Below are 25,620 nucleotides of genomic sequence, written 5' to 3'. Positions count from 1 at the left end.
GGCGTCAGTTATCGTGCCCCCACCTGTACGCGAGCGGGCGCAACGGGCGCGCCGCGGCGATCAATCCACGCTGCAGTCCTCTCGCGTGCAGGATGCCGGAGATCATGGGCTGGCGGTCGGGCAGCAACTCGCCCATGTAGGAATCTTCGTGGGCCTGGCTGTCGAACAGGGCCAGCTCTGGCCATCGCCCGTCCAGGGCCTGCAGTAGGTGCCATTCGTTGAGTTTGCCGGGACTGGCGTTGGCGAAGTCCGCATCCCAGCCCGTCTTGAATCCGCTCAACGCATTGCCGCACAGCAGGTTGCTGCTGGAAGCCACCACGCGGTCGCCGCACAGGGTTTCGACGAACACCATGTGGCCGCGATCCGCCAAGCGTGCACTGGCTTCCAGGAAAAACGTGCGCTCCGCGTCGGACGCGAGCATCGAGCTGCCCTGCGCGCCCTTCCAGCCCGCATCCTCCAGGGCCAGGTGGCGAGTGGCCGCATCGGCATCCGCCTCGCGTCCCTCTAGGATGCGCAGGCTGACGTCGCCGCGTTCCTGCAGTCGACGCGACCGTCGACGCAGGTCCTTCGCCACGTTCGGCCGGACCCGCGCGGCGGCCGGAACATCACCCGGAATGCGGCGTAGCACCGGCCGGCGCGAGAAGCCGGTCTGGCTCCAGCGCAGTCCCGTTCCTTCGCGTAACGCCGTCCACAGTTCGCCGTCGGCGGCGATGTTGTGCCACACGATCGCGCGCTCGCGCCAACTACCCCGATGCATCAGGCGGGCGAATTCCATGGCGATGGCACCGGCCTCGCCTGGCAGGTGCAGGATGCCGGACTGGAACGCATGCAGATGCCGATACGCGCGCCAGTGCGGCATCGGCACGAACAGGTTGGCGGCGCGTCGTTGCAGGCACGTCAACGCGAGCAGGTCGTTTCCGCGCTCGATGGTCAGCACCACCGGAGGCGCATCCGGCGTCAACCAGCGGGCGGCCGCCTGCACGAAGCCCGGCAGCAGGAAAGGCACGGAGGCCGCGGCGGCACGCGCCAATCCGTCCCAGGCTTCGACGTCGGCCGCAGTCAGTTCGTCGAGCGTCCGCAGCCGCGTGCGCAATACGCTCACGGCGGGATCTCCTGGCCATGCCGGCGGCGGTACAGGTCGACGATGCGTGCACGCCAACCCACACGGTCCACCGACAGCCACGCCATGCGGCCTTCGGCCATCGCCAGCGAGCGCTTGTACTCGGCGTTGCCGGCCATCAGTTCGTAGCGGTCGAAGCCAAGGCCGGCGAACTCGTTGATAGCCGTGCTGAGCAGCAGCAGCCCCGGGCTTCCCGTGCCGCCGATCTGCCGGTAGTTGATACCGGCCTGATAGAAGTAGGCGATGCCGCGCCAGACCAGGTGGTACAGATAGCCCACGATGGTGCCGCCCGCCTCCAGTCGCATCAGATGGACGCCGGTCTCCTGCGTGGAGGCCGCGATCAGGGCGCGGTGGAACGCGATGATGCGCGGATCGGCGAACGCGCCCTGCTCGCCGGAATCCTCGTCCCAGTGCGCCTGGTGCAGGCGGACCAGTTCGTCGAAGAATGCCAGCCGGTCGGCGAGCGTCAGCGCCGTGCAGCAGGCCAGTGGACCGAACTGGTCGATCAGCTTGCGTGCCGTGCGGCGCAGGTTGGCGCGCGTGCGGCTGCCCGGCACGGTGGTGACGAAATCCTGGTGGCCCAGGCGCAGGCTGGCCAGGTCGACATAGGGGGTCGCGCTGCTGGTCCGCTGCAGGCGAAGGCGCGGTGAGCGCAGTCGCTCCAGCGGGAGCGCGTCCATGTCGATGCCCGGCAGGTAGAGGGTCAGCCAGTGGCGCTCGTGGCGTTCGAAGTGGTCGACGCAGGCGACCAGCACATCGTCCTCGTGTCCCGCGAGCGACAGCACGCCATTGAACTCGACGGTGATGCTGTCCGCCACGCGATCACCGACCTGGTGCAGGCGCACATGCTTGAGCCCCAATGCGAACCAGCGCCGCTGTTCCACCACGATACCCAGGCCGACCACGCGGCCCTCGACATGCACCGACAGCAGGCGCGCGCGCCGCAGCGGGCACAGGGTGCGAAGCCAGGTGCCGATCCACATCCAGCTCTGGAAGAAGCTGCCACGCGATTGCTGCTCGAGGGCCCGCCATTGCGTTTCCAGCAGGTCCAGCGGGGGCAACTGCTCCACCCGCACGTCATACCGGGCAGACGGCGTCACGCTGTCACCCGAACGTCGCATCCAGTCCTCTCTCCACGCCCACCCGCGGTGTCCAGCCCAGGTCCGTGCGCGCGGCCGTGGTGTCGAAGTTCGCCAACGGCCGCAGCGAGCGCACGCGATAGCGTGTCAGCGGCACGTCGCGACGCAGGATCCTGCCCAGCTGCTCCACGCCGAAGCCCAGCGTCATGAACATCCAGCGCGGAACCCGCACGACCTTCACTTCGTCGCCGAGTTTCCGCTTGCAGCGGGCCAGGTAGTCGGCCTGGGTGATGTGCGAGGTGTCCACCACGTTGAACAGCGGTCGCGCCGGTGCCGGTGCGTCGGCCGCGCACAGCAGCGCGTCCACCACATCGTCCACGTACACCAGCGGCAGTGCCTGCGCGCCGTCGCCGACGGCGACCCAGCGACCGGCCAGAGCGATGACGCCGTTCGGGGTGACCTTCTCGGCGCCGGGCCCGAATATCTGGCCAGGACGCACGACGATGGCAGGCAATCCCCGCTGCGCCACCGCATCCAGCACCATGCGTTCGGCCGACAGCTTGGTCTGGGTGTATGCACCGCGCCAGTCAGGATGCGGCTCCAGCGGCGACGCTTCGGTCATCACCGCATTCACGTCGCGTCCCGCGTGATCGAACACGCTCATCGAGCTGACGTACACCAGCCGCTTCACCGAAGCGTCGACACAGGCATCGACGATGTTGCGCGTGCCCCAGACGGTGCCGGCCTCGAAGTCGCGCGGTCCACCACGCATCGCAGCGCCCACGTGGTAGACCAGCGGCACGCCGTCAACGGCATGGCGCACGATGCGCGGGTCGCCCAGGTCGCCGATGACGCTCTGGATATCCTTGTCCTGCGCGAAAGCCGCCACAGGGCGACGCACCAGCACGCGCACCGTCCTGCCCTGTTCGCGCAGGCGTGCGACGACGCGCTTGCCGAGGAAGCCCGCGGCGCCGGTGACCAGCACGTCCGCCGGCGGAAGCGCGGCGTAGCGCGATTCCAGCAGTGCGATGCGCTCCGCATCGGGCGCCGCACAGACCGGTTCCAACAACTGCGCGATACGTAACGCGTCCTCGCCGGTGAAGGGTGGAGATGCGTTGTCGCGCGCGGCGCGTGCGAACTCCGCCGCGCCCCGCCGGATGCCGGGTGAGGGCTTCAGCATGCCGGTGGCGAACCGCACCACGTTCCATGGCACGCGGACCACATCCTTGCATGCGCTGGCGAAGGCGTTGACCACGATGCCGATGAACTTCGGGCCGGGCAGCACCCGGTGGATGCGGCAGGTCTGCAGGAAGCGGTCCACTTCGATGGTGCCGCGCGTGCCGCGCACGAACACGCGGTTCTCCATCGGCCGGGCGTTCCACGAAAGCAGCAGGCGTCCCACGCCATCGCGCGCCACGGCGTGCGCCTGCCATTCGTCGAAGTGCAGGTTGGGGTCGGCGCCACGGGCCTGGCAATCCACGCGCAGTTCGCGCACCGGACCAAGGAAGGCTTCCAGCGTGTAGAGGCCATGGACGCCCAGGTCGCGGAACGGATACGAACCCTGGGTGACCGAGCCCGGCAGCGGGCCACCGGCATACGGCGGATACTCCGAGTTGCGCACGATCTCCACCGACACCACGTCGCCAATGCGTCCGTCGCGCACCGCCTGCATGGCCTGCATGAGCACGGGATCGAAAAGATCGGAATGGTTCACGCCGAGCTGCAGCTTGCGCGCGCGTGCGGCGGCGATCATCGCCTCGCAATCGTCGACGGTATCGGCCATCGGCTTTTCCACCAGCACATGGCAGCCCATGTCCATCGCCCGCAGGGCGATGGCGGCATGGAACGCGGGCGGTGTGAGCACATACACGGCCTGCGGATGCTGGTCCGCGAGTTCGTCCAGGTGAGCCGCGACGCGCGGCACCTTGAAGCGGTCGGCCAGCGCCTGCGCCGCGGTGAGGTTCGGGTCGCAGATGCCGACAACGTCGACGAAATCCAGCTCGGCCAGTGCGGCGAGGTGGTGGGTGGCGACATAGCCTGCACCGACGATGGCAACGCGCAGGCGGGTGGAAGCGGGAACGGTCATGGGGCGGGGGTCATCATGGAAGTGTGTTGTCGGTGATCGAGCGCATGGGTCACGGTGGCCAGCACGTCCTCGACCCGGCGGTCCCAGGTCTGGGCTGCAACGGCAGCAACGCGAGCGTCCGCGGCCTCGCGGCTGTCGTCGGCCAGTGCCAGTTCAAGCGCGGCGAGGAAACCCGCGTGGTCTTCCGCGATGCGGACCCACTGCGCGAACTTTGCGATCTCGGGGTTGTACGTGCTCACCACGGGCTTGCCGGTGGCCAGGTACTCGCGCAGCTTGAGCGGGTTGGCATTGGCGACCTGGCGATTCATCCGGTACGGGATGATGGCGGCATCGAACGCCTTCGCCCATTGCGGGAGCGTAGGGTAGGGTTGGGGGCCGGCCAGCCGCACATTGGGCAGTGCACGCAGCGAAGACACATCGACGGCCGGGTGGCCGACCAGCAGGAAGCTCCACTGCGGGCGCTGTTGCGCCAGCCACGCGATCAGCTCGATGTCGATCCATTCGTGGATCGAGCCGATGTAGCCGATCACGGGTCCCTTCAGATCGCGTGCGCCTTCCGCCACGGGCGTGTCCGGCATGCGCGCGGTGAGGAACAGGTCGAGATCAACGCCGTGCGGCGCGTACTTGGCCGTGGGATTGAGGGCTTGCTTGATGGGCAACAGCGACGGGGGGGCGACGAACAACTGGTCGGCCTCGCGGCTGAGCGTTTCGTCGCGAAGACCGATCAGGTCCGCATCCACGCCGGGATGCGCCGCATAGTCGTCGATGCAGTAGTACACGCAGAAGTCCTCGCCCAGACGGTGCGCGAGGAAACCCGGGTGGGGGACGACGAACCACGACAGGTAACGGGTGATGCCGACCTTCCGCAGCGCGCGACGTACGGCCCAGCGGCTGAAGAGCCGGTTGAAGGCTTCCACGCCGGGAACGCGCCGGAACGGCAGCTGTGGCACGGTGCAATGCCAGAAGCCCGCGCGGATCGGCACCGGTGGCCTCAGCGCGGCAACCAGCTTGCGCCACGCACGCTTGAGGTCGCGCCCGGAGGTGTTCGGTGCGCGCATGCCCGGGGAGTCCACGTAGAGCACGGGCATGTGGTTCGCCAGGCGCGTGGCGACGTGATGGCTGCTGGTCCGGTTCTCCGCGTTCCAGTCGTTGCCGAAATAGACCACGCCGCGCCCCTGCAGCGTGGTGGACGGATCACTCATCACGCCACCAGCCGATGAGCCAGGCGGTGCCGCCATGGTGGATCCAGGTCTTCTGCAGGCCGGGAATGGCCTCGACGTGCGGTCCCACGCGGCCGCACGCCGGCGCGAAGAACGTCACCAGGCCGCAGCGGCCCAGATGGCGCATGCGGGCGATCGTGGCCGCAGGATCGCTCAGGTAGTAGAGCACCTCGCAGGCGGTGACCAGGTCGAAGCGGTGACGCTCGTCGCCCCACGGTTGCTGGAACAGGTCAGCGGCGGCGAAGTGCGCCTGCGGCAGGCGCAGGCGCGCACGTTCCACCGCGGCGGCACTGACATCCAGGCCGTACTGTTCGTCGCTGAGGCGTGCGAGGTGCTGGGTCTGGTGCCCTTCGCCGCATCCGATCTCGAGCACGGAGCCCACCCGGCCGAATGCCTGCTCGATGACGCGGTTGGTGGCTTCGAAGCGCGTGCGTTCCATGGCCGAGTCCATGTTCCATGGATCCTCGACGCGATAGGCGAGATCCAGGCGCGCGTGGTTGTCGTTGCCGCCCACGCCACGCAGCGCGTACTTCATCCACAGGCGGCGCTGGGCCTTTTTCAGCAATCTGGCGGTATCACTCCACATTCGCGTGTCCTCTGTCCTTGTCCGCTCAGCCGCACGCGGCCGGGCCGCGCGGGCCCTCGGTTGCCTGGTGCGCAGAGTCACGTCCTGCGGGCAGCGGACGCGTGGGCGCGCTGTACCAGCCGGTGATCCTGTCGCATTCGATGTCGACCCACGAAGGGCCGTAATGCCAGCGCGCAGCATGCTCGGTTGTCGGCTCGCCCAGGATCCTGCGCGCCTGGCCGGTGTCCATGCCCAGTTCGAGCTGCCGCGCGGCGCGTGGCTGCCAGGCGGCCGCGGAGGTATCGCCGGGGCCGGCGGGATCGAGTGTGGGGACGGAGGTGCGGTTGGCGCCCAGCCAGTACAGCAGCGCGGCGACCAGGGCGCCGATCAGCAGGTAGCGGCGTGAACGCGGCGGCGACGGTGTTTCGTCGTACGCGGGCATGTCCTGGGCGACGGGTTCGGGCTGGGCCGGGGTGTGCGCGCTGCGCCGTGGTGCGGACGCGCCCGGCAGTCGTCCGTGCACACGATGGAAGTCGAGTGTCGCTTCATACAGACGATTCAGGCGCTGCAGCCGCGGCAAGTCCGAGGCGTCGCCCTGCATGTCCGGATGCAGGGCCGCCACGCGCCGGCGATAGGCCTGCTTGAAGGCGGCCATGCCGCATTCCGCGTCCAGCCCCAGTTCTTCGTACATGCTGACGAAGTCGGTATCGTCCGACATTGGTGACGCGCCCCTGTATCGCCGTCGGCGCCTTCTCGGCGCGTGATGTCTGCTTTCTCTGCTATACGCGTTCCGGGGCCTGATCCGGCCAGTCCGGGGGCTGGCCGCGCGCGCCGGCTTTCTACGTATTCACGGTATCAGGCAAGGTTGCCGAACTGCGGAAGATGATGACCAGGGGATCATCGATGAGCGTCGCGGCGCGCGTAGGGCGTCGGCAACTGTTGGCGCGCTGGTGCCATCGGCTGGGCGCGCTGCCATTGCTGAAGCGCGTGAGACCGGGGGCGCACGGAGAAGTGCGCGTGCTGGCGTACCACCGTGTGCTGGAGTCATCCGACCCCCAGGGTTTCAGTTTCGATCCGGAGCTGATCAGCGCCTCCGCGGACGTCTTCCGCGAGCAGATGCAGCATCTGAAGGCGAACTTCGTGCCGATGCGCTTCGACGAGGTGCTGGACCACATCGAGCGCCACAGGCCCTTGCCTGCGGGCGCGACGCTGGTCACCTTCGACGACGGCTACGACGACAACTACCGTGTCGCATTCCCCATCCTGCGCGACCTGGGCATGTCGGCGATGTTCTTCGTGTCAACGGGCCACATCGATTCCGGGCGCCCGTATGCCTATGACTGGCTGGTGCACATGCTGTGCTCGGTGCCCGACGGCGCGCGCCTGCAGGTACCCGGACTCGATATCGACTGGGCGGTGGAAGCCACGCTGGCCGGGCGCCGGCGACAGGCTGCCGACCTGCTGTACCGGGTGAAGCTGCTGGATGATGACGAGCAGGCGGCACTGGTCGATCGGCTGGAAACCATCTGGGGCATCCCGCGCACCGTCGGTCACCCGGATTGCCGGCCCATGACCTGGGACCAGCTGCGCGAGATGCAGCGTGGCGGCATGGAGATCGGGTCGCATGGCGTGGGCCACCGCATGCTGGCGAAGCTGCCGCTGGAGCGCATGGTGGGCGAGGTGCGCGATTCCAAGCTCGCGCTGGAACGCGAACTGGGCGTGCCTGCGCGAGTCATCTCGTATCCCGTGGGTGGGCCCGATGCGTTCAACCACGACACGGTCGAGGCGGTTCGCGCAGCGGGCTTCGGGTTGGCGTGCAGTTACGTGGCAGGCGTAGGCCGGCTGGGGCCGGGCACGCAGTTCTCACTGCCCCGCCTGCCGGTGGAACGACACATGGACATGCCCTGGTTCCAGGCGATGATGGCGCTGCCGGAGCTGTTTACCTATGCCTCGCGGCTGCGTACGGGCTGAGGCAGGGAGCGACAGGGGACCATGTTCTTTTTCTTGTTGATGTACCTGATCCTGGTGCTGATCAGGCCACAGGATTATCCGGCGGTGGCCGAATCGCCCGGGCCGCCACTGCAGTCCATCGCGCTGGTGCTGGCGGCGGGCCTGTGGGTGTTCTCGCAGCGCAAGTCGTTCAATCAGCCGCAGTACCTGCTGATCCCGATCTTCCTGTTCATCGCCATGGTGTCCAAAGTGGTGAACGGCTGGGCGGGTGGTGCGCTGTTCGTGTTCTTCGTGTTCGCGCCCGTGCTGCTGGCCTACGTGCTGCTCGCCAATGCCGTGGATACGCGCAAGCGCATGCAGGTGGCGATGGGGGTGTTCATCGTGTGTGCGTCGGTGCTGGCGGTGCACGGCATCGACCAGGCCAGCACGGGCATCGGCTGGACCGGCGTCGAGCTCTCGCAGGGCACGCGCATCCAGTACGTGGGCATCTTCAACGACCCCAACGACCTGGGCATGCTGTTCGTGATGTGCCTGCCGATGGCCTTCTACCTGAGCGCACAGGGTGGCTGGCTGGGGCTGAAGCGGCTGTTCTGGTGGACCACCATCGTGTTGCTGGTCTGGGGCTGCTACCTGACCAATTCGCGCGGCACGCTGCTGGCGCTGGTGGCGATGCTGGGCGTGTACGTCTGGCGCACGCGCGGCATGTTCCTGGCGAGCCTGATGGGCGCCGGCGCGCTGGGCGGACTGATGATGCTGCCATCGCGCATGCAGGAAATGGATGTGTCCGAAGCCTCCGCGATGGGACGCGTCGAGTCCTGGTACGAAGGCATCCAGATGTTCATCGGCAGCCCGGTGTTCGGCATCGGTGCCGGTGGGTACTCGGACCTGCACGAACTGACCGCGCACAACTCCTTCGTCCTGGTGCTCGCCGAAACGGGCATCGTGGGCTTCACCGTCTGGCTGGCGATCGTGGGCTACTGCTTCCGCATGATGCTGGCCATCGTGAACCGTGGCGACGACATCATCGATGATGTGCCGCTGGATGTACCCGACGACATCGCGCTGCAGGAATGGAAGACGGACAAGGCGTTGAGCCTGAGCCTGCTGTTGTCGCTGACCGGTTTCTTCACCGCGGCGTTCTTCCTCAGCCGCAGCTACGTGATCATCCTGTACCTGCTGGTCGCGCTGGTGGTGGGCCACTACACACGCATGCGTTCTACGTATCCCAGCCTGCCGGAATTCTCGCTCGACAAGGACATCATCCGCTGGCCGATCATCGCTGTAATTGGCGTTATCGGGCTGTATCTGACCGTGAAGGTCCTGTTGGCCTTGGCATGAACTCCCGCTCGCGCACGCTCAGCAACACCTTCTTCTCCTCGGTGGGCATGTACACCGAGTACGTGCTGGGCATGCTCACGTCGATCATCATCGCCCGGCACCTCGGCCCGGACGGATTCGGCACCTACAGCCTGGTGATCTGGCTGGTGGCGATGGGCGTGGCGACCACCAATTCGGGCACGGCCAGCGCGGCAATCAAGTTCATCGCCGAACTGCGCGGGTCGGGGCACGTGGAACAGATCCCGTACGTGCTCACCTACCTGCGGCGTGCGCAACGGGTGTTCATGCTGTTCGTGTTGCTGGCGGGCGCGGCGCTGTTCGTCTTCGCAGGCGACCATGTCGCGCCCGGCATGAACCATACGCTGCTGTTGGGGTTCCTGATCCTCGGCGTGGTGCTGCGCTCGTCGTACATGTTCAACATCGGCGTGGCGAAGGGTTTCGAGAACTTCCGCGCGACCGCCATCGTGGCGCTGGTGTCCACCCCGATCAACCTGCTGCTCGTCATCGCGGCGTGGCAGCTGGACGCGCCGGTGGAATGGCTGCTGGCCGTGTTCTCGCTGTCGGGCATCGTCTTCTATGTGATGTCGCTGCGGCAGATCCGTCCGCTGCTCCCGCCCCGCCAGCCCGGTGTGGTGCTGCCGCCGATACTGCGCGCGCGGATAAGTCATCACATGCGCTGGACGGCGCTGACCGTGTCGGTCAGCTTCCTGGTGGCCAGCGAGGTGGAGGTGATGTTCCTCAACCTGTACGCGGACAGTCACGATGCCGGGCAGTTCAAGGTGGCCTACCAGCTGGCAGTCGGTGCCGCGGCGTTGGTGCCGGGGGTGTTCGGTGCGCTGCTGCTGCCGATGATGGCGAGTGCGCTCAGCCAGGGCAGGGAAGTCGCGGCGCGGCGCTTCGCCGGCACCACGCATTATCTGTCCCTGCTGGCGACGCCGTTGATGGCGTTCGGCCTGGTATTCGGCGACGACGTGATCCACCTGTTGTACGGGCCCGAATACTGGGCGGCGGGTCCGCTGTTCTCGGCCTGCCTGTTCGCCACGTGCCTGACCACGATGGCGCAGGGGGCCTCCAGCATGCTGGTCAGTGCGGACCGGCAGCGCAGCATCCTGGTACTGGCGGTGACCAGTGGCGTGCTGAAGCTGACGCTTTCCGCCGTGCTGATCGCGCACTTCGCCCTGGTGGGCGCGGTGATCGGCTATCTCACCGTGGCCCTGGTCAACGCCACGCTGTACATCTCGCTCGCGGTCCGTGTCAGCCATGCACGGCTGGCCTGGGGCGCGCTGGGGCGCGTGCTGCTGGCGGGCGCGCTGGCGGCGATGCTGGCGTGGCCGCTGCGCGGGCATCTGGTGCCCTGGGCGGCCGTCCTGCTGGGTGGCGTGCTGCTGGTGTTGTCATATGCGCTGTTCACGCTGCTGCTGCGCTGCTGGAGCCGTGACGACATCGAACACCTGCAACTGCTGCACCGCCGCTTCGCCGCGGGCCGGCCACGCGTGGGCGCGCGCCTGCTGGCGTGGGCCCACGAACGTGCAGGGGAACGCGCCTCATGACGGGCCTCTACGAACCCCTGTTCCGTCACGTGCTTTTCCCCGCGTACGAATCCGGCCTGCGCGGACGCAAGACACTGTCGTACCTGCGCGAGTACGAGCGGCAGCAATGGCTGGCGCCGGAGCAGATCGATGCGCTCCAATGGCAGAAGCTGCAGAGCCTGCTGCGCTATTGCTGGGAGCACGTGCCGTATTACCGGGAAACCTGGGCCGGGCTTGGCATTACCGCGCCGGAGGACATCCGCGATCCCGCGCACTACGCCCGACTGCCCGTGCTGGACAAGCCCACGATCCGCGCCAACTTCGAGCGCTTGATCGCCGGCCCGCAGCGTGCAGGCCTGCTTTACAAGACCACCGGCGGTTCGACGGGCGAACCGTTGAAGTTCGGCTACACGCGCGACAGCTATGAGCGCCGCGTTGCGATCATGTGGCGTGGCTACGGATGGGCCGGTGCACGGCTGGGGCAGCGCACCCTTTACCTGTGGGGCACGCCGCTCGGCGCGCAGAAGCGCAAGGACCTCCTTTACCACGGTGCCTTCAACCGCCGCATGCTCAATGCCTTCGAAATGGACCGCACGCGCATGGCGGAGTACGCCGATGCGATCGACCGTTTCCAGCCCGAGACCATCGTGTCCTACGTGGCGCCCATCGTGGAGATGGCGGACTGGCTGATCGCCACCGGTCGCCGGGTGCATGCGCCGCTGCGCATCCTGGGTGCCGCCGAGGCGCTGCATGACACGCAGCGCACGCGCATCGAACAGGCCTTCGGCGCGCCGGCCTACAACACCTATGGTTGCCGCGAGTTCATGCTGATCGCCGCCGAATGCGAGCACCGCGATGGTCTGCACGTCAACGCGGACCATCTGAAGGTGGAACTCGGCCATGGCGAAAGCGTCGGCGGCGAAGGCCCGCGCGAACTGGTGGTCACCGACCTGCACAACCTGGGCATGCCGCTGCTCCGGTATGTCAATGGCGACCTGGCCACGCCCGGCCACGGCCAGTGCGCATGCGGACGGGGACTGCCACGGCTCGCGCGCGTGGATGGGCGCAAGTTGGACGCTTTGCGCACGCGCGATGGCCGGTTCGTGCCTGGCGAGTACATCGTATATGCCTTCCTGGGGGCGACCGGCGTCCGTCGCTACCAGGTGGTGCAGAAACAACTGGATGCGTTCGAGATCCTGATCGTGCCGGACGCAGGTTTCGACGCTGGCGTCATCGAGCAGGTGCGGGGCGAACTGGTCAAGGTCGTGGGCGACAGTGTCGCCCTGAACTTCCGTCTCACGGATGAGATCCCGCTGACACCCAGCGGCAAGCAGCGTGTCACCGTGTCGGAACTTGGAGGGTAGGAAGAGCGTGGAGATCGTGCATTTCGTCGAGAATCTTGACCGGGGCGGGCTGGAACGCACCGTGGTGGACCTGATCGCGAGCCAGCGCGAGGCGGGCCACCAGTGCCGGGTCATCTGTCTGTTCAAGCTGGGCCTGTTGGCCAGGGAGCTGCTTGCGAGCGGTGTCCGGGTGGATGCGTGCGGCAAACAACCGGGCCTGGACTTGCGTGCGCTGCGCCGCGCACGCGCGCTGCTGCGGCAGTCGCCCAATGCCGTCATCCACACGCACAACGCCATGGCGCACTATTATGCCGTCATCGCTTCGCTGGGTCTTCCGGTGAAGTGCCGCATCAACACCCGCCACGGCATGGGGGGGCGCTCGCGCAGTGGTCGTCAGGAATGGCTGTATCGGCAGAGCATGCGCTTCACCGACTATGCGGTCGCGGTGTGCGAAGCGGCACGCGAGCGGTTCGCCGAGGAAGGCGTGCATCCGCGGTATGGCCTGCTGGCCGTGCCGAACGGCATCCGGCTGGAGCGCTTCCGTTCCGCTGATCCGGATGCACGCCGGACGCTCGCTGCCGAGCTTGGCTGGCCTGCTGGCAGCCGCATCATCGGTACCGTGGGGCGCCTGCAGCCGGTGAAAGACCATGCACTGCTGCTCCGCGCCTTTGCCAAGGTCCGCGTGCAGGTGCCGGAAGCCGTACTCGCCATTGTCGGCGATGGTCCCCTGCGCGAGGCACTGGAAGCCCAGGCGACGCAAGCCGGGTTGGCGGACGTGGTCAGGTTCCTCGGTGATCGCCATGATGTGCCGCGCCTGCTCATGGGCATGGAAGTGTTCGCGCTGTCGTCTTCCAGCGAAGGCTATTCGATCGCGCTGCTGGAGGCGTGCGCCGCCGGGCTTCCGATCGTGGCCACCGATGTGGGTGGCAACCGGGAGATCGTCCGCGAGGGCGTGAATGGCCGGCTGGTGCCGTCGGGTGATGCGGCCGCGCTCGCCACGGCGCTGATCGCGCTGCTGCGCGGCGGCGACCGTGCCGCGACGATGGGACGGGCGGGCCAAGCGTGGGCGCAGGCGGAAGCCTCATTCCGCACCATGGCCGAGCGTTACCATGGCCTCTATGAGGATGACGGTCAGGACATGTCATCCGGTGTGATGGCCGTGCAGGGACGCATCTCGTGAACTCCTGCGCATCCCGGTAACCTGATCGCCATGAATCCCCGTCCACGACGCCTGAAACTGCTGCGCTTCCTGCCGAACGGCTGGTTGTCGACCGCCGGCCCGAGCGGGGAGCGGCGCGCGTTATACCTGACGTTCGACGATGGCCCGCATCCCGCCCATACGCCGCCATTGCTGGACCTGCTGGCGGAGCATGATGCCAAGGCCAGCTTCTTCCTGGTGGGGCGCGAGGTGGAAAGGCACGACGCACTCGCGCGCCGCATCGCCTCGGAAGGGCACACGCTGGGCAACCATTCGTACTCGCATCCGGTCTTCGAATCGCTGACGCTGGGGCAGCAGATGGATGAGATCGATCGCACCGAGAAACTCCTGCAGGGCATCGACGGCCGCCCACGCCACGCATTCCGGCCACCCCGCGGCGTGTTGAGCGTGCCGATGCTGGCGAGGCTGGTGGGTCGCCGGCACCGCATCGACTACTGGTCGTATGACAGCCTGGACTATAGCCGCCGTCCGGTGCCGGAGTTGCTGGAGACGATCGGGCGCCACCCGCCGCGCGGTGGCGACATCATCCTGATGCACGACGACAGTGAACATTCGCTCGAACTGCTGCGGCACCTGATACCTGCATGGAAGTCCCAAGGCTTCGATCTCCGCGCCCTCCCGCACGTGCATTGACCCTGCCGCACACCGGCAAGGCGTGGCCGGTGCACTCGCGTTGTCGCGTTTTCTGGAGTGACGATGGCGCGACCATGCGCCGGCAACGACAGGGGGATGCTTGGACGGTGTGATGTGGCTGGCGGGACTGGCCGTCGTGATCCTGGCGACCATGCTGGCGATCTGGAAGTTGCTGCGTTCGCGCAACATGGAACTCTGGATCGGCAACTACCTGCGGCGCCCGCGCATGCGCGCCGTGGACGGTCCCGTGCATGTGATGTTCTGCTTCGTCGACCACTTCGAGCCCATGTGGCATGGCGCGGATGAAGCGACGCAGCGCGAGCGCGTGGATCGCTGGTGCCGCGATTACCGCACGCTGGCCGGACGCCATCGGGATGCGGACGGCCGGCCGCCCCAGCACAGCTTCTTCTACCCCGAAGAGGAGTACGTGCCGGAATACCTCGACAAGCTCTCCGCGCTGTGCACGGAAGGCTATGGTGAGATCGAAGTGCACCTGCACCACGACAACGACACCGAAGCCAACTTCAAGGAAGGCATGTCGCGCTTCTGCCGTGTGCTGCACGAGCGCCACGGCGCGCTTCCGCGCGACCCGGCCACGGGCGAACTCCGCTTCGGTTTCATCCACGGCAACTGGTGCCTGGACAACTCGCGGCCGGACGGTCGCTGGTGCGGGCTGGACAACGAACTGATCCTGCTGCGGGAGCTGGGATGCTACGCCGACTTCACGCTGCCCTCCGCCCCCAGCGACACCCAGACCAGCACCATCAACAGCATCTACTACGCCACCGACGATCCGCATGCGCCGAAGTCGCACGACCAGGGCGTGCCGGTCCGCGTCGGTGGACAGGCGAGTGGCGACCTGATGCTCATTCAGGGGCCGCTTGGCCTGAACTGGAAGGATCGACGCATGGGCATCATCCCGCGCATCGAGAATGCCGATGTGCGCAGGGGGCAGCCGCCGACGCCGCAACGGGTGGATGCCTGGGTGAGCGCCGGCGTGCATGTGCAGGGCAGGCCCGACTGGCTGTTCGTGAAGATCCATACCCACGGCACGCAGGAAGGCGACATCGATACGCTGCTCGGCCCGCCGGTCGATGCGATGCATGACTATCTCGAATCCGCCTACAACGATGGCAAGCGGTACGTGCTGCACTATGTCACTGCGCGCGAGGCCTACAACATCGTCAAGGCGGCAGAGGCGGGAATGCAGGGCAATCCCGGCGATTACCGCGACTATGCATTGCCAGCCCCGCGTGCTTCGTGGGCAGGCGGCAAGGTGACACAGGCGGCCGCGTGACGAGCATCCGGCCAGATTACCCCGTGGATGCGCCGACGGTCAGCGTGGTGATGCCCGTGTACAACGCGCAGGCCACAATGCGCCGGTCCATCGATTCGGTACTGCAGCAAAGCCACGCGAACCTGGAGCTGATCCTGGTCAATGACGGGTCGCGCGACGGGTCGCCGGCGATCATGGACGAGTACGCAGCGCGCGATCCGCGCGTGGTGGCGATCCACCAGGCCAACGGAGGGGTTGCCGCTGCACGCAACCGGGGGTTGCAGGCCGCACGCGGAAGCCACGTTGCGTTCCTGGACAGCGACGACTGGTGGACGCATGACAAACTCGCCCTGCAGCTGGAACACATGCGGCGTACCGGTGCACGCGTGTGCTACGCCGCCTACCAGCGCGTGGGCGAGGATGGCAGGCCGTTGGCGACCGTGCTGCCCCCGGCGCGCGTGGACTATGCCGGCATGCTCTACAGCAACCGCATCGGCAACCTGACCGGCATCTACGAGCGGTCACTGGGCGACGTGGCGTTCCAGAAAATGGGGCATGAGGACTATGTTTTCTGGCTGGATCGCGTGCGCCGTGCCGGCCATGCCGAACGCGTACCGGATGAGCGGCCGCTGGCGTACTACCTCGTCCGTGAAGGCTCTGTGTCGTCGAACAAGTTGCGTGCCGCCGGCTGGCAGTGGCGGATCTACCGTGACATCGAGAGTCTGCCGTGGCTGCGGTCGGCGTGGTGCATGCTTCATTACATCGCGCATGCGCTGCTCAAGCGACGTCCCGTCTCAAGGCTGGCGTGACCATGGCATCGTCTTCCCCCGAGACGGTTCCGGACTACGCCGTGGTGATCCCGGCTTACCAGGCCGCCGCCACCCTGGCGCGTGCGCTGGACAGCGTCGTGGCGCAGACCCTGCCGCCACGCCAGATCGTGGTGGTGGACGATGGCTCCCCGGATGGCGACGAGGTGGCGCGCATCGTGGCGGGCTATGGCGGCGCCGTCGATTTGCTGCGACAGCCCAATGGTGGGCCCGCCAGCGCGCGCAATGCAGGCGTGCGCGCGACCTCGGCTGCGTGGGTGGCCTTCCTGGATGCGGACGACACCTGGTTGCCGCACAAGATGCAGGCACAGATGCCCCTGGCGACGGATCCCCGTGCCGGTCTGCTGCATGGTGGTGCCCGCGAGGACCGGCTGGCCCTGCCGGCGGAGATGGATTTCGACCTGCTGTGGCGGTGCAACCGGATATGCACCTCGATGAGCGTGGTGCGCCGCGATGTCTTCGATACCCTGGGCGGCTTCTTCGAAGCGCGCGAGCTCATCGGTGCCGAGGACTACAGCCTGTGGCTGCGCATCGCGCACGCAGGCTGGCGGGTGCGTGCCTGCCCTGGCCTGGTGGGCCGTTACACGCCGGTGGAAGGCAGCCTGACCAGTCGTATCGAACGCTGCGCCGCTGCGGAGATCCACAACGCGCTGACGCTGGGCGAACAGTTGTCGCTGCCTGCCGCGATGGTGGCGTGGAAGGTGCGGGTGATCCGTACGGAGTTCGCCCGCCACCTGATCCATGTGCGCCGATTGCAACCGGCACGCCACCTGCTGTTACCGGCGCTGGTCGCGCGTCCCACGCTGGAGCGCATCAGCCTGATGTCGATCAGTTGCATGCCCGTCCCCGTGCTGGACATGCGCCGCCGCCTGCGTGCGCGCGGGCGGCGGCCTCACCCCTGCCCGTGACGGGGCAGGTCAAATTTCGCTCAGTTCGACGACGTAGCCGGTGGTGCCGCCCTGCACGTCGATGCGGAAGCGCGCGCCATCCTCGACGTACTTGCCCGAGCTGAAGTTGCTGTTGATCGTCGCGTTGGCCGGCTCCAGCACGCGCACGCGCAGGCGGCCTGCGGTGGCTTCGCGGCTGTTCACCAGTGTCGGCGCAACCGGCACGTTCACCTGGAACGTCGCGGTGGTGCCGCTGGTGATGCTGAAAGTGTCGCGGACGGTCAGGCGGCGGTTGGCGAAGGTGAAGTTGCGGCGCCAGTTGGTCACGGCGTCGCTGTTGCAGAACGCCGGGGTCAGGTTGGCATCGGCGGTGAATGCGCCGCCGCTGCCGGGATTGACCGTGAGCGTCGAGGCCCGCGTGGTCGATTCGCACTGGCGCGCGACAGTACCATTCCGCACGAAGCGCACCAGGTTGTGCACATCGGTGCCCTGGTTGATGCCGCTGTGGCTCCAGATGTTGGCCGTGACCGCCAGCCAGTCGCCGGAGAAAAGCGTGAACGAGCCCTGGTCCTGGTGAGCGTGGCTCTCGTTGTAGGGTCCGGCGACAATCGCCAGCCACATCGCGTCACGCGTCCATCCGGTGCGTGCGAACAGGTGCCCGGTGCCACGGGCGTGGTAGATCAGCTCCGGCGGTACGGCAGCCGTGGTGCCGGCGGGCAGCAGGTCGTAGCGATAATTGAAGCCGGAGCCCATGCGCGCGATGGAGATGTTGTTGAGCCACCAGGTCGCCTGGTTCTGCACGACCGGATTGGTCGCCACAGATCGGGCCTCCAGCATCAGGCGGCGGTGGTAGTCGTAGATGTCGGGAACCGAACTGCGCGCCTGGTCGCCGATCGGCGCGAAGCGGTCCAGTGTGGGGACCGTGGCGTGCACCCAATACGGGATGCTGTCGGACGCGTGGCTGTTGGCATTGGCCAGGTCGGTGCCGGTGGCATCGCGCCAGATGCGGTACAGCGAGAACAGTCGCATGTGCGAGGTGCCGTAGCCGGTGCCTTCGCTGCTGCCGCCGCCGGGCAGCCGGGCGAAGTAGGTCTGCAGCGCAGGCAACTTGTTGTCGCGAAGGAAGTTGAACCAGGTGCCGTTGCCGCTGGCCAACGCCCAGTACATCGTCGCTTCGACGAAGCTGTAGTAGTAGTTGTTGCCGGGATTGCTCACCGACCAGCCGGACCACGGATGGCTGCGACCACCCCATTGGGCGTTGTTGTAGTTCCAGATGTTCCACACCGCCTGTTCCGCGTATGCGGACCAGCGGGTGCGCTGGCCGGCGGTGATGCTGCCACCGCACGCGGTCATGGTGGACGCCAGATCGGCGATCATCGGGCCGACCTCGAGATAGGAATCCCCTGCCACGGCAGGACGGCCGCCGGAAGCGATCGCGGATTCCGCAGCGCTGACCTGAGCTTCGACCATGCTGACGGCCAGCGTGCAGTACTTGGCTTCGGGCGAGAGCTGGTACATCAGTGCGGCTTCGGCGGCACTGAAGCCGTAGCCGCGGTTGCCGGCGACGGCCGCATCCACCCAGCCCTTGAAGCGGGTGTAGGCCGCCGATGTCTTGTCGACCGCCGGCACCGGCATGGGCAGGTTCACCAGCCGTGGCCGGGAGGAATTCGAACTGATCCGTCCGCCGCTGCTCAGGACCGGGGTTGAATCCACGGTGGGCGCAACCGGCGTGAGGACGACGGGATTGGTCGTGCTGGCGCCGGGCGTGCCGATGGCAGCGCGTTCGCGCGCACGGCGGGCGAGCCGGGTGTTGGCGGAAGCGCGCGTCCAGAAGCGCAGGACGTGGTCACGGGTATCCTGGCGCAACTCGGCGAGATCATCTTCGGCCTGGATCCAGGCGTGGGATGCGAAGGCCTGGGCACGAAGCCCGAACAGGCCGCCGGCGGCGCTGGCAGCGGTCAGGGCGGTAAGCGATGCGGCGCCCAGGAACAGGGCGATGGGCAACCGGCGGGTGCGGCAGGGGGAAGCGGTCGTGCGCGACAAAGGGGTTCTCCTGGCAAGAAAACCGCGCACGAATGAATTGGAAGACGACAGCCCTCGAGGCTGGTGACTACCCGCTGCAGCGCCCCCTCGCTACATGCGATCCGCGCAACGGCGGGCGGATCATAACGTGGGGCTTCGGCCAAAACGGACGGGCTGGGTCACAGAAACGCAGGTTGGTTCAGCCGGCGGCAGGGGAGGTCATGGGGCCGTGAGGGCGGCTTTGCGACGCGCCGCACTGTTTGCGGCGCGTGACTCGCCCAACGACCGGGTCACTTCTCGCTGAGTTCCACCTTGTAGCCGGTCTGTCCACCCGAGACATCCACCCGCCAGCCGCGCCTGAACTCCTGCGCGTCATCGTCGCTCCAGGTGTGGACACGCAGCGTCGCATCCGCGGGTTCCAGCACGCGGATGCGCAGGCGCCCGGCGATGGCTTCGTTCCCCTGGACGGTGGGGCGCTCCGGGACATTGACCTGGAAGATCGCACGGGTCCCCGTGCCCAGCCGGAAATCGTCCTGCACCAGCAGCTTGCGACCACCGAACTCGATGCGCCGCTGCCACGACTGCAGGGCCGGATTGTCGCGATATACCGGGGTCAGGTCGGCCGTCGCGGTAATGCCGCCATCCGGTCGCGGCGTCACGGTCACGCGGGAGCGCGAGCGCGGTGTTTCGCACTGGTGCACCACCACGTCACCGCGCGGCGCCGCGCATTGCTGTGCGTCCGCGTTGGCGCGCTCGAAGCGCACGACGTTGTGGACGGGCGTGCCCTGCTGTATGCCACTGTGGCTCCAGATGTTCTCGGTCACGGCCAGCCAGTCGCGCGCGAACAGGGTGAAGCCGCCCTGCTCCTGGTGCGCGTGGCTCTCGTTGTAGGGGCCGGCGACGAACGACATCCACATCGCGTCCTTGCCCCAGTCGCTGCGCGCGAACAGGTGCCCGGCACCTTCGGCGTGGTAGACCAGGGCCGGGGGCGGATCGCCGCCGTCGCCGGTCGGCAACAGGTCATAGCGACTGTTGAAGCCCTGGCTCATGCGCGGCACCGAGATGCTGCGCAGCCACCACGACGACATCGCGCGCGCATCGGCATCCGTCGTCAGCTGGCGCGCTTCCAGCACCAGGCGGCGGTGGTAGTCGAACAGTTCGGGTATCGAACTGCGCGCCTGGTCGCCGATCGGTGCGAAGCGGTCCAGCGTGGGCACCGTGGCGTGTATCCAGTACGGAATGCTGTCGCGCGCATGCGTGCTGGACGTGGCCAGGTCCTCGCCCGTGCTGTCCTTCCACAGGCGGTAAAGGCCGAACAGGCGCATCTGCGCGGCGCCATAGCCGGTGCCTTCGCGGCTGCCGCCGCCCGGCAGCTCGGCGTAGTACGCCTTCAGCGGCGGCAGGCGACGCATCTTGAGCTCGTCCATCCAGGTCTTGCTGCCGCTGACCAGCGCCCAGTACATGGTCGCTTCGATGAAGCTGTAGTAGTAGTTGTTGCCGGGATTGTCGATGGACCAGCCGGTCCATGCGTGGGTGCGGCCGCCCCACTGCGCCCGGCTCGGGTTCCAGAGGTTCCACACGGCCTGCTCCGCCAGGGCGGACCAGCGCTGCCGCTGCGCGGCATCGATCATGCTGGTGCAGGCGTGCAGCGTCATCGCCAGGTCCGCGATCCTGGGGCCGACTTCCAGATACGAATCGCCGGCGATCGCGGGGCGCGAACCGGCCGCAATCGCCGCCTCGGCTTCAGCGACTTCCTTTTCAACCATGCGGACGGCGAGCTTGCAGTACTTCTCTCCATCGCTGAGCAGGAACATCAGGGCGGCGTCGCTGGCGCTGAACGCATAGCCCGGACTGCCCGACACGGCCGTGTCCACCCAGTTGCGGAAGCGGCCGTACTCCGGCGACCTGCGATCGACGAACGTCAGGTCGATCTTCAGCTGGTCGGTCCCTGCCGGTGCCGGCGGGGGGGCAGGCGCGGCCGTCGCCTGCGGCGCCTCGGCGGAGGCCTGCGTCGCGCGGGGCTCCTGCGCCGCGCTCGCCTCCGGTGCGTCGGCTGCACCGCAATGGCCGATGGCGGCTGCCAGCAGTGCCAGCGTCAGCAACACCGCACTGGGGATGCCATGCGTCTTCAATCTGGAGGGCGTGGCGCGCATGCCGGACACCTCAACGGTTGGAGTAGGCGATGCTCAGGTAGATCAGGTTCTGCGAGACGCTCTGGCCAACGTCGGTGCTGTCGCGCTTGTAGCGTTCGGCGTGCAGGCGCGCAGACCAGCGGGGCGCCCATTGGTATTCCAGGCTCGCGCCCACGCGCGAGGTCTCGTCCTCGCGGTTGAGCTGCGTGTAGTCTAGCCGTTCCCAGGTGGCGTAGCTTCCCAGCGTCAGCGAACGACGGATCAGCCACTGCAGGTCGAAGCGCGCGCCGCGCGTCTTCTGGTCGAACGTATCCGAATCCACGTAATCGCGCTTCTGTGCGTACGGGGTGACGGAAAAGGTCAATCGCGTGCCCGTGTACCGGTAGCCGAGGTCGATGCTGCGTACCTCGTACGGTGAAGCATTCACCACCGCGTCGCCGGTCAGGACGTTCTCCGGCACCGTGGCCTCGGACTGGATGCCGGTCAGTGCATCTGTCGCCGTGTCCGAGAACTGGCTGGACACGGCCGCGATCAACTGGCTGTGCGGAGACAGATTCCACTCGGCATCCGCGCGCAGCAGCGGCTCGGAACGCGACTCGCCCTGCCGGTAGTCGATGCGCGAATAGCCCAGGTCCGCGCCGAGTTCGAAGTTGGCGAGCGTGCGGACATAGCGTCCGTAGATGTCGTAGCGGTTGTAGTCGCGGGCTACGATGTCGTCGTCGAAGTCCACGCGTTGCGCCTGCAGGTTCAACGATACACGGCTGGTGGGCGAGAGTTCCTTGATCGTGCGGACCGCGGCGGCGAGGCGCTGCGAATTGAACTCGTCGGTCACTTCGGCATCGCTGTGCACGTAGCGCAGTTCGGCCTGTCCATGCAGCGAAGACGTCCAGTTGAACAGCACCGTCGGGCCGGCGGAGAACACGTTCACCTGCTGGCGGTTGCCCGGGCCATCGGGCACCAGCGAATCCACCGGCTGCACCGTCAGGTTGTCCTCCACCACGAAGAACAGGCGCTGCGGAATGGCGACCCAGTTCATGCGCCCGGAGAGCGTGCCGTCGACGGTGTCGGCGAAGACGTCGTCCTCGTAGTCGCGGTACTCGGCGCGCCCGTCCAGGCTCAGCTGCAGCGCCGAGATGTTCTCGGTGATGCTGAAGCCGACGCCGGTACGCAGGTAGCGCTGCTCGATGGGGTCGGCCGGCACCATCGTGACGTTGCTGTTGTGCTCCATGCCGAGGTCCACGGTGTAGTCGACGCGTGCGGCGAACGCGTGGCCGGAGAACGTGGCCAGCACGGAGGCCGCGATGGCGGAAACGCGAAGGCGGGTGACGCGCATGCCGATGCTCCTTGGCTGCTTCACGGGATTTCGTTGAACACCACGCCGGCGACCTTGTCGGCCGGGAAGCTGCCGATGGCCTTCTCCAGCTTCTCCGGCGTGACCTTGCCGTAGCCCGCGACCAGGACCACAAGGTCGGCGAGCTCGGAGAGGATGCGCGCATCGGGCGAACCGAGCACCGACGGGCTGTCGAGGACGAGGTAACGGTCGGGATAACGGCTGCGCAGCGAATCCATCATCGCGCGCATGCGGAACGAGCTGAAGGCCTCGCCTGTCGTTTCGCGCTGGCGGCCGCTCGGTATCAGGCGCAGGCGCGGTACGCCGGTGCGGTAGAGGATGCGGGCGAGATCGGTGTCGCTGTCATCCAGGTAATCCATCAGCCCGCCGTGTCCGGCATCCACGCGCAGCGCGGTGTGCTGCGTCGGATGCAGCGCGTCGCAGTCCACCAGCAGCGCGCTCTTGGTGTCGTCGAACGCGAACGCCGTAGCCAGGTTGCGGGCGACGAAGCTGCCCCCGCAGCCGTGGCTTACCGGTGCCACCAGGGTGACGAAGTTCTTGTCGCCGCCCAGGGCGAGCAACCGCGTACGCAACTCGCGGAACGCATCCGCCTGCTCGCGCACGGAATCGTTGCGATGGATGACGCGACGCTCTTCCAGTTCGCGTGGCGTCAATGCCATGGGCTCGTCCATCAGGGCCAGCGAGCGGGAGGTGTCGGCGCGGTGGGGCACGCCGTGCAGTCGGTCGTTGTCCGGGGTCACTGGCTTTTCCATTGTGGCGTGTTGGGTCATGGGGGTGGCCTCAGGCGGCAAGCTGCTTGAGGCCGAACACGAGCCCATACGCGAGCACGACGATCAGGAGGATGCCGACGCTCATCGCGTTCCTTGTCAATTCCTGGCGACGGTCACGCGGCGAGTGGTAGGTCGGCACCACGGTCAGCAGCGGGCGATCCGTGAGGCGTTGTACCTGGTGGGCCGAGCGGATGCGCGGATCGAAGCGTGCGCGCAGGAACACCAGGCCGAGGGGAATGCCTATCGCCATCAGCAGCCCGCCGATGGCGAAGTGCATGAAGCGCAGGCCCGTCGGGCGCAACGGCATCGTGGCGGGATCCTGTACGCGCAGGGTCAGGCCACGTTCTTCGCGGTCCAGCTGCATGGAGACGCGGGCGTTCTCGCGCCGGCGCAGCAGGTCCTGGTAGATGTCGCGGTTGACCTCGTAATCGCGCGTGAGCTCGGCCAGCGCACTTTCGGAGTCGGCGATGCGCCGGCTGCGGTTGAGCTCGTCGTTGAGCATCGACTCCGCGATCGCCATGCGCGACGCGGTCGCCGCCACTTCGCGACGCGTCTGTGCCTGCTGGCTGCGCAGTTCCTGGTACAGCGGATTCATCTGGGCCTCGTCGAACGGGCTCCCGCTCTGCGGCGCTGAGGCGCGACGGTTCTGTTCGTTGACCATGGACTGCTGCAGATCGGCCATCTGGTGGCGCACGCGCACGACGTCCGGGTGCTGCTCGGTGTAGTTCAGCAACAGGCGATCCAACTGGCCCTGCAGCTCCAGCAATTGCCCGCGATACAGGCTCTCGCGCGTCTGCACGGCGGTGACAGCCGATTCGCCGGAGAGCTGCGAGGCGATCGCGCTTTCGCGCGAGCGCTGTTCCAGCAGCGACATGCGGGTCTGTTCGACCGTGGTACGCAACGAGCTGATGCGTGTGTTGGCATCGGTCGCGCTGCCGGGCTGGGCGTCGGTGTTGGCCGAGCGGTACATGCGCAGGCGCTCCTCGGCTTCAAGCAGCTTGGCGTGGTAGTCCTGCACCTGCTTGTTGATGAACTCGTAGGCCTCGCGGCTTTCGCGTTCCTTCGCCGCCAGGCTCTCCTTGATGAACATGTCGCTCAGGCGCTCCGTCACCTCGTAGGTGCGCTTGGCATCGCTGTCGCGGTAGGTGATCTGGATCAGGTTGGGTCGTGGGCTGGTGATCGCGATGCGGCCCTTGATCTGTTCCATCAGGCGGTCCTGCTGGACGGCATTGGGGACATCCTCCAGCCAGCCGCCGGTTTTCAGCGCATCCTGCAGGACCCGCTGGCTGTAGATCACCTGCCGGGCCATGCCGGCGCGGTCCACGACGCCAGTCGCCACCGCGCGGCCTTCCAGCAGGGGCTGGATGATGTCGCTCTCCTGCGCCAGGATCGTTGTCGATGCGGTGTAGTTCTTCGGCAGCACCAGCAATCCGACCACCAGCGTCAGCAGGGCGACGCCGGCGAAGATGCCGACCAGCGCGACGCGGTGGCGGCGCGCTTCGCGCAGCAGGATCGGGGCCAGTTCGTTGGGCGACAACGCGCCCGCAGGCGCGGCCGGCGCGGTGTATCCGCGCCGCGCGGGAAGATTGCTCTGGCTCATCAGAACGTGCGCTCGGGAACGGTGATGACGTCGCCGGGCGATACCGTGTAGTTGGTGCTCAGGTCGCCGCGGTTGAGGATGCGGTCAAGGCGGACCGCATAGGTCTGGGTCTGTTCGGCATTCTTGCGGTGCAGGTCGGACCTGTCGGCGGCCGCGAACTCGGTGATGCCACCGGCGGCCAGCACGGCATCCAGTACCGTCATGCCGGGGCGGTAGGGCAGCGACACGGGCTGGCGGACGGCGCCGGTGACGCGCACCCGGGACAGGTACTCGTGGCTGCGCAGGTCGGTCAGGATCACCGCCACCTGCGGATCACGCACGTAGGTGGCCAGGCGTTCCTGGATGTCCTTGGCGACGTCACCGGGCGTGCGGCCACCTGCGGGCACGTCGCCCACCAGCGGGACCGAAATCATGCCGTCGGGACGCACCGGCACGGTGATGCCGAGTTCCGGGTTGCGCCACACGGAGACCTGCACGATGTCGTCCACGCCGATGTGGTACGCGTCGGTACCCAGCGTGCTCGTCGCAGGCGGTGGCGTCTCGCTGCCGGAGGACGTGGCGCACGACGCCAGCAGCATGGAAAGGGCGGTGGCGGCAAGGCCGGCAAAGAGGCGGTTCATCGGAAGATCCCCTGGAGTTGCTGATGCCGGTAATAACGGCGGCGACAGGGGAA

21 protein-coding genes are annotated in these 25,620 nt (G+C 67.3%); 9 read left to right on the top strand and 12 right to left on the bottom strand.

Annotated elements, in window-relative coordinates:
• Positions 1–4: 4 nt before the first annotated feature.
• The 6 genes from FB548_RS08495 to FB548_RS18760 are packed head-to-tail and all read right to left on the bottom strand — an operon-like array spanning position 5 to position 6,788.
• Positions 5–1,102 (bottom strand): GNAT family N-acetyltransferase, encoded by a 1,098-nt coding sequence (locus FB548_RS08495; RefSeq protein WP_142124345.1) that lies wholly within the window; start codon positions 1,100–1,102, stop codon positions 5–7.
• On the bottom strand, positions 1,099–2,241 hold the full coding sequence (locus FB548_RS08490) for a GNAT family N-acetyltransferase (protein WP_142124344.1): 1,143 nt from the start codon (positions 2,239–2,241) through the stop codon (positions 1,099–1,101). The genes FB548_RS08495 and FB548_RS08490 overlap by 4 nt, the downstream gene beginning before the upstream one ends.
• A complete protein-coding gene (locus FB548_RS08485; protein ID WP_142124343.1) occupies positions 2,225–4,285 on the bottom strand; it encodes an NAD-dependent epimerase/dehydratase family protein in 2,061 nt (686 codons plus the stop codon). The genes FB548_RS08490 and FB548_RS08485 overlap by 17 nt, the downstream gene beginning before the upstream one ends.
• Positions 4,282–5,487: a glycosyltransferase gene (locus FB548_RS08480; RefSeq protein ID WP_185742036.1), complete on the bottom strand. Its 1,206-nt coding sequence runs from the start codon at positions 5,485–5,487 to the stop codon at positions 4,282–4,284. The genes FB548_RS08485 and FB548_RS08480 overlap by 4 nt, the downstream gene beginning before the upstream one ends.
• Positions 5,480–6,091 carry a class I SAM-dependent methyltransferase gene (locus tag FB548_RS08475; RefSeq protein WP_185742035.1) on the bottom strand — a complete coding sequence of 204 codons (612 nt, stop codon included), beginning with the start codon at positions 6,089–6,091 and terminating at the stop codon, positions 5,480–5,482. The genes FB548_RS08480 and FB548_RS08475 overlap by 8 nt, the downstream gene beginning before the upstream one ends.
• A 25-nt stretch (positions 6,092–6,116) precedes the next feature.
• Positions 6,117–6,788 carry a J domain-containing protein gene (locus FB548_RS18760; protein WP_185742034.1) on the bottom strand — a complete coding sequence of 224 codons (672 nt, stop codon included), beginning with the start codon at positions 6,786–6,788 and terminating at the stop codon, positions 6,117–6,119.
• Between the two features lie 185 nt (positions 6,789–6,973).
• On the opposite strand from FB548_RS18760, the gene FB548_RS08470 reads away from it, so the two are divergent.
• From FB548_RS08470 to FB548_RS08430, 9 genes are all read left to right on the top strand, one after another.
• Positions 6,974–8,041: a polysaccharide deacetylase family protein gene (locus tag FB548_RS08470; RefSeq protein ID WP_255470444.1), complete on the top strand. Its 1,068-nt coding sequence runs from the start codon at positions 6,974–6,976 to the stop codon at positions 8,039–8,041.
• Between the two features lie 21 nt (positions 8,042–8,062).
• Positions 8,063–9,358: an O-antigen ligase family protein gene (locus tag FB548_RS08465; protein WP_142124340.1), complete on the top strand. Its 1,296-nt coding sequence runs from the start codon at positions 8,063–8,065 to the stop codon at positions 9,356–9,358.
• Positions 9,355–10,908, top strand: coding sequence for an oligosaccharide flippase family protein (locus tag FB548_RS08460; RefSeq protein WP_142124339.1), 1,554 nt, complete (start codon positions 9,355–9,357; stop codon positions 10,906–10,908). The genes FB548_RS08465 and FB548_RS08460 overlap by 4 nt, the downstream gene beginning before the upstream one ends.
• Positions 10,905–12,251, top strand: a complete 1,347-nt coding sequence (locus tag FB548_RS08455; RefSeq protein WP_142124338.1) for a phenylacetate--CoA ligase family protein — start codon at positions 10,905–10,907, stop codon at positions 12,249–12,251. The genes FB548_RS08460 and FB548_RS08455 overlap by 4 nt, the downstream gene beginning before the upstream one ends.
• Positions 12,252–12,258: 7 nt before the next feature.
• Entirely contained in the window at positions 12,259–13,410 is a 1,152-nt protein-coding gene (locus FB548_RS08450; protein ID WP_142124337.1) for a glycosyltransferase, read from the top strand.
• Positions 13,411–13,440: 30 nt separating this feature from the next.
• A complete protein-coding gene (locus FB548_RS08445; protein ID WP_142124336.1) occupies positions 13,441–14,082 on the top strand; it encodes a polysaccharide deacetylase family protein in 642 nt (213 codons plus the stop codon).
• Between the two features lie 112 nt (positions 14,083–14,194).
• Positions 14,195–15,379, top strand: a complete 1,185-nt coding sequence (locus FB548_RS08440; RefSeq protein ID WP_255470442.1) for a hypothetical protein — start codon at positions 14,195–14,197, stop codon at positions 15,377–15,379.
• 23 nt (positions 15,380–15,402) lie between these two features.
• Positions 15,403–16,167, top strand: coding sequence for a glycosyltransferase family 2 protein (locus FB548_RS08435; RefSeq protein ID WP_221625923.1), 765 nt, complete (start codon positions 15,403–15,405; stop codon positions 16,165–16,167).
• A 2-nt stretch (positions 16,168–16,169) separates the two neighbouring features.
• The gene (locus FB548_RS08430; protein WP_142124334.1) at positions 16,170–17,093 is read left to right on the top strand and encodes a glycosyltransferase family A protein; all 924 of its coding nucleotides are present in this window, start codon (positions 16,170–16,172) and stop codon (positions 17,091–17,093) included.
• A 9-nt stretch (positions 17,094–17,102) separates the two neighbouring features.
• On the opposite strand, the gene FB548_RS08425 is transcribed toward FB548_RS08430, so the two are convergent.
• From FB548_RS08425 to FB548_RS08400, 6 genes are all read right to left on the bottom strand, one after another.
• On the bottom strand, positions 17,103–19,115 hold the full coding sequence (locus FB548_RS08425) for a heparinase II/III family protein (protein WP_142124333.1): 2,013 nt from the start codon (positions 19,113–19,115) through the stop codon (positions 17,103–17,105).
• A gap of 269 nt (positions 19,116–19,384) precedes the next feature.
• Positions 19,385–21,247: a hypothetical protein gene (locus FB548_RS08420; protein ID WP_142124332.1), complete on the bottom strand. Its 1,863-nt coding sequence runs from the start codon at positions 21,245–21,247 to the stop codon at positions 19,385–19,387.
• Between the two features lie 10 nt (positions 21,248–21,257).
• Positions 21,258–22,559 (bottom strand): outer membrane beta-barrel protein, encoded by a 1,302-nt coding sequence (locus tag FB548_RS08415; RefSeq protein ID WP_142124331.1) that lies wholly within the window; start codon positions 22,557–22,559, stop codon positions 21,258–21,260.
• 20 nt (positions 22,560–22,579) lie between these two features.
• Complete coding sequence (locus FB548_RS08410) at positions 22,580–23,347, bottom strand: polysaccharide biosynthesis protein (protein WP_142124330.1); 768 nt, start codon at positions 23,345–23,347, stop codon at positions 22,580–22,582.
• 10 nt (positions 23,348–23,357) lie between these two features.
• The gene (locus FB548_RS08405) at positions 23,358–24,947 is read right to left on the bottom strand and encodes an XrtA system polysaccharide chain length determinant (RefSeq protein WP_142124329.1); all 1,590 of its coding nucleotides are present in this window, start codon (positions 24,945–24,947) and stop codon (positions 23,358–23,360) included.
• Positions 24,947–25,567 (bottom strand): XrtA/PEP-CTERM system exopolysaccharide export protein, encoded by a 621-nt coding sequence (locus FB548_RS08400; protein ID WP_142124328.1) that lies wholly within the window; start codon positions 25,565–25,567, stop codon positions 24,947–24,949. Before FB548_RS08400 ends, FB548_RS08405 begins: the two co-directional genes overlap by 1 nt.
• Positions 25,568–25,620 lie beyond the last annotated feature (53 nt).

The sequence above is a fragment of the Pseudoxanthomonas sp. 3HH-4 genome, from assembly GCF_006716465.1.
In the GTDB taxonomy this organism is placed as follows: domain Bacteria; phylum Pseudomonadota; class Gammaproteobacteria; order Xanthomonadales; family Xanthomonadaceae; genus Pseudoxanthomonas_A.
The sequence above is the reverse complement of the archived record's forward strand: the minus strand, read 5'-3'. Positions and strand labels throughout refer to the sequence as shown.

What these genes read in the sequence shown, in the direction of transcription:
- FB548_RS08460 (WP_142124339.1), top strand. Translation starts at nt 9,355, where the DNA reads ATGAACTCCCGCTCGCGCACGCTCAGCAACACCTTCTTCTCCTCGGTG.
- FB548_RS08455 (WP_142124338.1), top strand. Translation starts at nt 10,905, where the DNA reads ATGACGGGCCTCTACGAACCCCTGTTCCGTCACGTGCTTTTCCCCGCG.
- FB548_RS08490 (WP_142124344.1), bottom strand. Translation starts at nt 2,241, where the DNA reads ATGCGACGTTCGGGTGACAGCGTGACGCCGTCTGCCCGGTATGACGTG.
- FB548_RS08475 (WP_185742035.1), bottom strand. Translation starts at nt 6,091, where the DNA reads ATGTGGAGTGATACCGCCAGATTGCTGAAAAAGGCCCAGCGCCGCCTG.
- FB548_RS08480 (WP_185742036.1), bottom strand. Translation starts at nt 5,487, where the DNA reads ATGAGTGATCCGTCCACCACGCTGCAGGGGCGCGGCGTGGTCTATTTC.
- FB548_RS08470 (WP_255470444.1), top strand. Translation starts at nt 6,974, where the DNA reads ATGAGCGTCGCGGCGCGCGTAGGGCGTCGGCAACTGTTGGCGCGCTGG.
- FB548_RS08430 (WP_142124334.1), top strand. Translation starts at nt 16,170, where the DNA reads ATGGCATCGTCTTCCCCCGAGACGGTTCCGGACTACGCCGTGGTGATC.
- FB548_RS08405 (WP_142124329.1), bottom strand. Translation starts at nt 24,947, where the DNA reads ATGAGCCAGAGCAATCTTCCCGCGCGGCGCGGATACACCGCGCCGGCC.
- FB548_RS08440 (WP_255470442.1), top strand. Translation starts at nt 14,195, where the DNA reads ATGTGGCTGGCGGGACTGGCCGTCGTGATCCTGGCGACCATGCTGGCG.
- FB548_RS18760 (WP_185742034.1), bottom strand. Translation starts at nt 6,788, where the DNA reads ATGTCGGACGATACCGACTTCGTCAGCATGTACGAAGAACTGGGGCTG.
- FB548_RS08415 (WP_142124331.1), bottom strand. Translation starts at nt 22,559, where the DNA reads ATGCGCGTCACCCGCCTTCGCGTTTCCGCCATCGCGGCCTCCGTGCTG.
- FB548_RS08445 (WP_142124336.1), top strand. Translation starts at nt 13,441, where the DNA reads ATGAATCCCCGTCCACGACGCCTGAAACTGCTGCGCTTCCTGCCGAAC.
- FB548_RS08485 (WP_142124343.1), bottom strand. Translation starts at nt 4,285, where the DNA reads ATGACCGTTCCCGCTTCCACCCGCCTGCGCGTTGCCATCGTCGGTGCA.
- FB548_RS08420 (WP_142124332.1), bottom strand. Translation starts at nt 21,247, where the DNA reads ATGCGCGCCACGCCCTCCAGATTGAAGACGCATGGCATCCCCAGTGCG.
- FB548_RS08410 (WP_142124330.1), bottom strand. Translation starts at nt 23,347, where the DNA reads ATGACCCAACACGCCACAATGGAAAAGCCAGTGACCCCGGACAACGAC.
- FB548_RS08465 (WP_142124340.1), top strand. Translation starts at nt 8,063, where the DNA reads ATGTTCTTTTTCTTGTTGATGTACCTGATCCTGGTGCTGATCAGGCCA.
- FB548_RS08400 (WP_142124328.1), bottom strand. Translation starts at nt 25,567, where the DNA reads ATGAACCGCCTCTTTGCCGGCCTTGCCGCCACCGCCCTTTCCATGCTG.